This window comes from Streptomyces smaragdinus (assembly GCF_009604385.1).
Classification (GTDB): domain Bacteria; phylum Actinomycetota; class Actinomycetes; order Streptomycetales; family Streptomycetaceae; genus Streptomyces; species Streptomyces smaragdinus.
In genome coordinates this window covers 1-7,761 of the sequence record NZ_WEGJ01000080.1, presented here as the reverse complement: position 1 = coordinate 7,761, position 7,761 = coordinate 1, and the positions used below count along the sequence as shown (strand labels likewise).

8 protein-coding genes, 1 pseudogene and 1 riboswitch are annotated in these 7,761 nt (G+C 72.4%); of the genes and pseudogenes, 7 read left to right on the top strand and 2 right to left on the bottom strand.

Annotated elements, in window-relative coordinates:
- Window positions 1-252 (bottom strand): annotated as a pseudogene (locus SRB5_RS35430) (VanZ family protein); the annotation flags it as partial.
- 81 nt (window positions 253-333) lie between these two features.
- On the opposite strand from SRB5_RS35430, the gene SRB5_RS35425 reads away from it, so the two are divergent.
- Both SRB5_RS35425 and SRB5_RS35420 read left to right on the top strand, forming a co-directional pair.
- On the top strand, window positions 334-909 hold the full coding sequence (locus SRB5_RS35425; RefSeq protein WP_153457922.1) for a pyridoxal 5'-phosphate synthase: 576 nt from the start codon (window positions 334-336) through the stop codon (window positions 907-909).
- Window positions 910-983: 74 nt separating this feature from the next.
- Complete coding sequence (locus SRB5_RS35420) at window positions 984-2,204, top strand: MFS transporter (protein ID WP_228390697.1); 1,221 nt, start codon at window positions 984-986, stop codon at window positions 2,202-2,204.
- Here SRB5_RS35420 and SRB5_RS35415 read toward each other — a convergent pair.
- Entirely contained in the window at window positions 2,197-2,619 is a 423-nt protein-coding gene (locus tag SRB5_RS35415) for a protein-tyrosine phosphatase family protein (RefSeq protein ID WP_323379041.1), read from the bottom strand. The two genes, SRB5_RS35420 and SRB5_RS35415, sit on opposite strands and share 8 nt — an antisense overlap.
- Window positions 2,620-2,712: 93 nt before the next feature.
- Here SRB5_RS35415 and pnuC point away from each other — a divergent pair, with 93 nt between their 5' ends.
- The 5 genes from pnuC to SRB5_RS35390 all read left to right on the top strand — a co-directional run bounded on the left by pnuC (window position 2,713) and on the right by SRB5_RS35390 (window position 7,670).
- The gene (gene pnuC / locus SRB5_RS35410) at window positions 2,713-3,345 is read left to right on the top strand and encodes a nicotinamide riboside transporter PnuC (RefSeq protein ID WP_153457920.1); all 633 of its coding nucleotides are present in this window, start codon (window positions 2,713-2,715) and stop codon (window positions 3,343-3,345) included.
- On the top strand, window positions 3,342-4,415 hold the full coding sequence (locus SRB5_RS35405; RefSeq protein WP_153457918.1) for an AAA family ATPase: 1,074 nt from the start codon (window positions 3,342-3,344) through the stop codon (window positions 4,413-4,415). The genes pnuC and SRB5_RS35405 overlap by 4 nt, the downstream gene beginning before the upstream one ends.
- A gap of 50 nt (window positions 4,416-4,465) precedes the next feature.
- Window positions 4,466-5,053 carry an NADAR family protein gene (locus tag SRB5_RS35400; protein WP_153457916.1) on the top strand — a complete coding sequence of 196 codons (588 nt, stop codon included), beginning with the start codon at window positions 4,466-4,468 and terminating at the stop codon, window positions 5,051-5,053.
- Between the two features lie 253 nt (window positions 5,054-5,306).
- A riboswitch (cyclic di-AMP (ydaO/yuaA leader) is annotated at window positions 5,307-5,445 on the top strand.
- Window positions 5,446-5,457: 12 nt separating this feature from the next.
- On the top strand, window positions 5,458-6,561 hold the full coding sequence (locus SRB5_RS35395; RefSeq protein ID WP_323379039.1) for a M23 family metallopeptidase: 1,104 nt from the start codon (window positions 5,458-5,460) through the stop codon (window positions 6,559-6,561).
- A 149-nt stretch (window positions 6,562-6,710) separates the two neighbouring features.
- Entirely contained in the window at window positions 6,711-7,670 is a 960-nt protein-coding gene (locus SRB5_RS35390) for an aldo/keto reductase (RefSeq protein WP_153457914.1), read from the top strand.
- Window positions 7,671-7,761 lie beyond the last annotated feature (91 nt).

The window sequence follows — 7,761 nt, the reverse complement described above, 5'->3', positions numbered from 1 at the left end:
GGCCCACCACCCCCGCCGCCGCGCGATCCCCCACGCGACCCCCACGGCCACGGGCAGCGCGATCACGCTCATCAGGGCGACCCCGTTGAACGTCCCGAACCACACCCGCGCGTCCATCCGGTGCAGGGGCATGGCCAGCATTCTCACGACAACCCGCCCGGGCCCGAACACGACGGCCGCGAGGCCGAGGGCCGCCAGGGCGCCGATCAGGACGGGGCGGGTGCGGCCAGGGGCTGCGGTGCTGTGGTCCATGGCCCCGAGTGAAGCGGGCGGGGGGTATCGCGGACGTATGCGTTTCCCTCGCCCCGATCCGTCCGTGTCACCCTGACCTCCATGACCCCGCCCTTCCCCGACGACCCGTACCCCCAGCTCCTCCGATGGCTCGCCGAAGCCGCCCCCCGCTCCCGCGCCGCCGTCCTGGCCACCGTCGACGGCGACGGCCGCCCCGCCACCCGGGCCGTGATCATGGGGCACGCCGACGAGCGGGGGCTGCTCTTCAGCACGTACACCGGCTCCCGCAAGGGCCGCCATCTCACCGCCCGCCCCCATGCCTCCGCCACCTACGTCTGGCCCGGGCGGCAGCTCACCGTCGCCGGGACCGTGGAGCTGCTGGCCGAGGAGGAGGCCGAGCGGGTGTTCGCGGGGCGTCCCCGGGAGGTGCAGGCCGCGGCTGCCGTGTCCGCGCAGAGTCGGCCGCTCGGTGATCCGGAGGTGTTGCGGCGGGCCGCGCGGGAGTTGGTCGCGGGCGGTGCGGAGATTCCGCGGCCGGGGGAGTGGCGGTGCTGGCGGCTGGTGCCGTACCGGGTCGAGTTCTGGGAGGAGAGTCCCGGGGATCGGATCCACCTCAGCCTGCGGTACGTCCGGGACGTGGTGGGGGCGCCGTGGCGGTGGGAGCTGCTGCAGCCCTGAATATCTCTTGACGTCAAGATACTGGCCGGGTGAGACTGCCGTTATCTCGACGTCAAGATATCCAGGGGGAGCCGATGTCCGACGGTCCCGGCCTCATCGCCCAGTTGCGCCGGCCCCCCGGGGGCCGGGACGCGCGGATCATGCTGAGCGCCCAGTACCTCGACCGGACCGGGACCGGGGCCTGGTCGGCGACGTCGGTGCTGTACTTCACGTTCGTCGTCGGGCTCGACGCCGGGCGGATCGGGCTGCTGCTCGGGGTGGCCGGGGTCGCGGGGATCGCCGGGTCGCCGGTGGCCGGGCGGCTGGCGGCGGTGTTCTCCGTACGGGGGCTGCTGACCGGGTGTCATCTGCTGCGGGTGGGCACCGTCGGGGCGCTGCTGGTGCTGGACGACTTCGGGGCGCTGCTCGCCGTCGTCGCCGTGACGTGTGTCGCCGACCGGGGGGCCAAGACGCTGGAGATGGTCTTCGCCACCGAGGTCGCGGGGGAGCGGCGCGGGACGTATCAGGCGCTGTTCCGCACCGTCGCCAACGCCGGGCACGCCTCGGGGGCGGGGGTGGCGGCGGTCGGGCTGGCGGTCGGGACGCAGGCCGCGTACCAGGGGCTGATCCTCTTCGACGCCGCGTCGTTCCTCGCCGCCGCCGCGCTGGTGCGGTGCACGCGGGTGGACGCCGTCATGCGGCGGGGGCCCGTCGGGGAGAAGGCGCGCGGGCCGTGGCGGGATCCCGGCTATCTGCGGTTCGTCCTGCTCGACGTACCGATGACCCTCGACGACACCGTGCTGATGGTCGGCCTTCCCCTCTGGCTGGTGAACCGAACCGACGCGCCGCACGCGCTCGTTCCCGGATTCCTCGTCGTCAACACCCTGCTGGTCGTCCTTCTCCAGCTCCGCGTATCGGCCCGCTTCCCCGGCGCGCACGGTTCCATTCGCGCGCTGTGGCGGTACGGGGTGCTGATGGCCGTCTCCTGCGTGCTGCTGGCCCTCTCCGGCACCGGCGGGGCCGTGACGGCTTCCGCGCTGCTGATGGCGTGCGCCGTGACGGTGACCCTCGCGGAGCTGATGCGGTCCGTCAGCTCCTGGGAGCTCGCCGTCTCCCTGGCCCCCGAGGACGCGCGGGCGCCCTATCTGGGCGTCGCGGGGATGTCGCAGTCGGTGCAGAAGTCCGCCGGTCCGCCGCTGGTCACCGGCGTCGTGATGGCCGCCGGGCCGGTCGGCTGGGCGGCGCTCGGCGCGGTGCTGGCGGGGCTCGCGGTGATCCAGGGGCGGACCTGCCGGCGGCGGCTCGCCGTCAGCTGAACTTCCGTACGTACCGCGCCTGCCACGGCGTCTCGACGGCGCGCCGGTCGTAGTGCTCCCGCACGTACGCCACCGCCTCACCCGCCGGCACCCCGTCCAGCACCGCGACACACGCCAGCGCCGTCCCCGTACGCCCGCGCCCGCCGGCGCACGCCAGCTCGACGCGTTCCCCCTCCGCCCGCTCCCACACCTCGCGCAGCAGCTCGCGCGCGAGGGAACGGTCCGCGGGGAGACGGAAGTCGGGCCAGCGCAGCCAGCGCGACTCCCAGTCGACGGCGGGCGGTTCGTGGCCCAGCAGATAGACGCCGAAGGCGGGGTGCGGGCCGGACGGCAGCGGGTTACGCAGTCCGCGGCCGCGGACCAGCCGGCCGGAGGGCAGGGTGAGGACGCCGGGGGCGCCGGGGCTCCACGTCACCCGCGTCACATTAATTGCCTGGCCTCTTCACGTCTGAGCGACGAGAATTTATCGTCGCTAAGACGAAAACAACGAAGAAGCGAGGGAGGGGCCATGGATCCGCTGAACGCCCTGCAACAGCCGCTGTTCACCCTGCTCGAGACGCCCGTCAGCTGGACGGAGGTGCTCGGCTTCGGCAGCGGCGCCCTGTGCGTCTGGCTGGTCGCCCGCCAGCACATCGCGAACTGGCCCATCGGCATCGCGAACAACGTCCTGTTCATCCTGCTGTTCACCGACTCCGGCCTGTACGCCGACGCCGGCCTTCAGGTCGTCTTCATCGCCCTGGCCTGCTACGGCTGGTGGAGCTGGCTGCACGGCAACGCCCCCGGCGACCACCTCGCCGTACGCCGGACGACCCGTACCGAATGGGCCTGGCTGCTCGCCGCCGGCGCCGCCGGATTCGCCGCGCTGTGGCTGCTGCTCGACCGCGCCACCGACTCCACCGTCCCGCAGTGGGACGCGCTGACCACCGCGCTGTCGCTGATGGCGACGTACGGTCAGTGCCGCAAGCTGATCGAGTCCTGGTGGATATGGATCGCGGCGGACATCGTCTACATCCCCCTGTACGCGTACAAGGAGCTGTACCTGACGTCCCTGCTGTACGTCGGCTTCCTCGCGCTGTGCGTCGCGGGGCTGATCGGCTGGCGCCGCGCGCTGTCGGCCGCTCCGGCGGCGGTCGCGGTATGAGGTACAGGCACGGGCTGGTGCTGGGCAAGTTCTATCCGCCGCACGCCGGTCACCACCATCTCGTACGGACGGCCGCCGCGTCGTGCGAGCGGCTGACGGTGCTGGTGTGCGCGTCGTCCGTGGAGTCGGTGCCGCTGGCGGAGCGGGTGGCGTGGATGCGGGAGGTGCATCCGGACGCCGAGGTCGTGGGGGCGGTGGACGACATCCCCGTGGACCTGAACGACCCGGACGTGTGGGCGGCGCACGTGGAGATCTTCCGCGCCGCCGTCCCGGGGCCGCTGGACGTGGTGTTCAGCTCGGAGGCGTACGGGGCGGAGCTGGGGCGGCGGATGGGGGCGGCTTCGGTCTGCGTGGATCCGGACCGGGCCGCGTATCCGGTGTCGGGGACGGCGGTGCGCAAGGATCCGGTGGGGTGCTGGCCGTATCTCGCGGCGCCGGTGCGGGGCGGGCTGGCGCGGCGGGTGGTGGTGCTGGGGGCGGAGTCGACGGGGACGACGACCCTGGCGCGGGCGCTGGCGGAGCACTACCGGGGGCGGGGCGGGGTGTGGGCTTCGACGGGGTACGTGGGGGAGTACGGGCGGGAGTTCAGCGCCGGGAAGCTGGCGGCGGTACGGTCCGTGCGGCCCGATGCGACGTGGGCGGACGTGTCGTTCGCGTCGGAGGAGTTCCCGGTGATCGCCGCCGAGCAGCAGGCGCGGGAGGACCGGGCGGCGCGGGCGGGGTCGCCGGTGCTGTTCTGCGACACGGACGCGTTCGCGACGACCATCTGGCACGAGCGGTACCTGGGGTTCGCCAGCGACGAGGTGGCGCGGATCGCGGCCCGGGGGCGGCAGCATCTGTGGCTGCTGACCGACCACACCGGGGTGGACTTCGAGGACGACGGCCTGCGTGACGGCGAGGAACTGCGGCCGTGGATGACGGGCCGCTTCCGGGACGAACTCACCCGTACGGGACGCCCGTACCGCCTGCTGACCGGCTCGCGCGAGCGACGGCTGGCGGAGGCGGTCGAGGCGGTGGACGCGCTGGTGGGGGAGGCGTGGCTGGCTGATCCGCTGCCCGAGAACCGGTGATTGTCAGTGGCGGGTGCGAGACTCGAAGAGCACGGAACCAAGGGGGGACCATGGACACGAGCGGCGACATTCCGGACGGACCGCGCTCCGTGGACGACGCGATCGCGGCGGCGCAAAGCGCGACACGTCCGAAATACCTTTTCTTCTGGGGTCATCAGCCGGAGAAGGACGGCAGCGTGGGCAAGGGCTGCTTCAGCCAGTGGTGGCCCGCGCCCTTCACCGTGGACGGTGTGACGTACGCCACCGCCGAGCACTGGATGATGGCGGAGAAGGCCCGCCTCTTCGGCGACGCGGACCAGGAGCGCGCGGCGATAGCCGCCGGGCATCCGAGCGAGGCCAAGAAGGCCGGCCGCCTCGTCCGCGGCTTCGACGACGCGACCTGGACGGCGCGCCGCTTCGAGATCGTCGTCGAGGGCTCGGTGCACAAGTTCTCCCAGCACCCCGACCTGCGCGCCTACTTGCTGGGCACCCGTGGCCGCACCCTCGTCGAGGCCAGCCCCCGCGACCGGATCTGGGGCATAGGCATGGGCGCGGCGAACGAGGACGCGAGCCACCCGGCGAAGTGGCGCGGACAGAATCTCCTGGGCTTCGCGCTCATGGAGGCGAGGCAGCGACTGGCCCGCACGCTGAGTGACTGATCGAACGCCCTCCGCTGTACATCTGACGACTCGTCAGTAGGCCACCGTAATCAAATCTCAACCCAAGTTGTCCGATTAGGCCGTGACCTGCCCGTTACGTCCCTGCCAATTCCGCAAGCCAGCGGCCTGAACGACTTGGAATCAACGGGGTTTCTCCACTAGCGTTCGATAACGCAGCGCGGTCGTCACTGTCGTCGCAAGAGACGGCACCGTGCGCCGACGCCGAATTCCGAAAGTGCCGCACCACCAGCAACACGGTGCAGCGCCGGAGGGAACCGGGGAACCAACCACCCTGGGGTGAATCGGGCCCAACCCGTACAAGGGGGAAGCCCGTAGGAGACCTTCCTGCTCCGAACCCGTCAGCTAACCCGGTAGGCGAGAAGGAAGGAAAGGAGTACGCCTCCGTGGCGTCACACAGGCCTGGTTCGGCTCCCACGTACGACGATTACGCGTACGACGGCGAGAGCTACAACGGCGACGACAGCTTCGCTGCCGACGCGGACACGTGGGCCCGCGAGGAGTGGGCTCCCGGCCAGGACGACCCCCGTCCCTCCCGCGGCCGCCGCCGCGCCCCGAAGCCGTCCCGCGGCAGCATGGCCCGCAGCGGCGCCGTCCTCGGTGTCGGCGTCATCGCGGCCGTCGGCGCGAGCAGCATGGCGCAGGCGCAGGACAAGCCCCCGGTCGCGATATCCCTGCCCGAGCCCGTCTCCGACGTGGCCGCCGGGATCTCCGACAACCTTCCGGACGCCGGTTCCCTCCCGGGTGTCGGCGGCCTCCTCGGCGACGACGAGGCGCCGGAGCCGACGACCCACACTTCGACGCCGTTCACCCAGGCGTCCATGACCACCGACGAGGACGAGGCCCCCGTCGACTCCGGCGAGGCCCTGCGCGCCCGCATCCTCGAGCAGGCCGAGCAGCAGCAGGCCGAGGCCGAGGCCGCCGAGCTCGCCGCGCTGGAGCAGGCCGCCGCCGAGAAGGCCGCCGCCGAGGCCGAGAAGGCCAAGGCCGACGCCCTCGCCGAGCAGAAGCGCATCGAGGAGGAGGCCCGCAAGAAGGCGGAGGCGGAGGCCGCCGCCAAGGCCGAGGCCGAGCGCCTCGCCAAGCTGGCCGCCAGCTACCTCAACCCGCTGGCCTCGTACACGATCACCTCGACGTTCGGCCAGGCCGGCGACATGTGGGCCTCCGGCTACCACACGGGCCTGGACTTCGCGGCCCCCACCGGCACGCCGATCCGCAACATCCACACCGGCACCATCACCAGCGCCGGCTGGAACGGCTCGTACGGCTACCAGATCATCGTGACCCTCGACGACGGCACGGAACTCTGGTACAACCACTGCTCGTCGATCCTGATCACCTCCGGCAAGGTCACCACCGGCGACGTGATCGGCCGCGTCGGTGCCACCGGCAACGTCACGGGCCCGCACCTCCACCTCGAGGTGCACCTGCCCGACGGCACCAACACCGACCCCATGCCGTGGCTGCGTAACCACGGCATCACGGTCTGACCCACCCTCCAAGCCCAGCACGCCCCTCACGCCGCCTTCCCCCGGCGCCCTGGGGTGCGCCCTCGAACGCCGGCGGCCCTGGTGGCCAACCCCCCGACACCAGGGCCGCTCGGCACCCTCTGCTGCGCGCGCGCCGAAACGAAAGACCCATGACGTCACCCTCCTCCCACCGCCGCCCCGTCGGCGCCCTCTCCGTCTTCCCCTTGTCCCTCGGCGGCAACGTCTTCGGCTGGACGGCGGACGCCCGCGAGACCTTCGCGGTCCTGGACGCGTACACGGCGGCCGGCGGCAACTTCGTCGACACGGCGGACTCGTACTCGGCCTGGATCCCCGGCCACGAGGGCGGCGAGTCGGAGACCCTGATCGGCGAGTGGCTGACGGCGGGCGGCCCCGCGCGCCGCGAGTCGACGGTGATCGCGACGAAGGTGGCGCGCCACCCGCGGCGGCAGGGTCTGTCCGGGGCGAACATCAAGGCGGCGGCGGACGACTCCCTGCGCCGGCTGCGTACGGACTACATCGACCTCTACTACACGCACTTCGACGACGAGTCGGTGGAGGTCTCCGAGATCATCGCGGCGCTCGACGACCTCGTCCGGGCGGGCAAGGTCCGCGAGATCGCCGTGTCGAACATCAGCCCCGAACGCCTCACCGCGTCCCTCGCGTTCAGCGAGGCCGAGGGCCTGGCCCGGTACGTGGCCCTGCAGCCGCACTACAACCTGGTCTCCCGCGACACGTACGAGGGCGACCGGGCCCGGATCGCGGCGGAGGCCGGACTGGCGGTCGTCCCGTACTACGGTCTGGCGGCCGGATTCCTCACCGGCAAGTACCGCGAGAACGGCCCCGAGGTCGCCAGCGCCCGCGCCGCCGGAGCCGCGAAGCACCTGGAGACGTCCCGCGGCCGCCGATGCCTGGCCGCGCTGGACAAGGTGTCCGCGTCCCACGGCGTCGAACCGGCCACCGTCGCCCTGGCCTGGCTGCTGACCCGGCCCCTGATCGCGGCCCCGATCGCCTCCGCCCGTACGACGGACCAGCTCCCGGCGCTGCTGGCCTCCGTGGACCTCACCCTCACGCCCGAGGACCTGACCCTCCTCGACGACGCCTCGGCGTAACCCCCGACCGCCGACGGCCCTGGTGCACTTCCCCCCGGCACCAGGGCCGTTCGGCTCCCCCTTCCCCCGGCGTGAGGCCCGCCCCTCGACC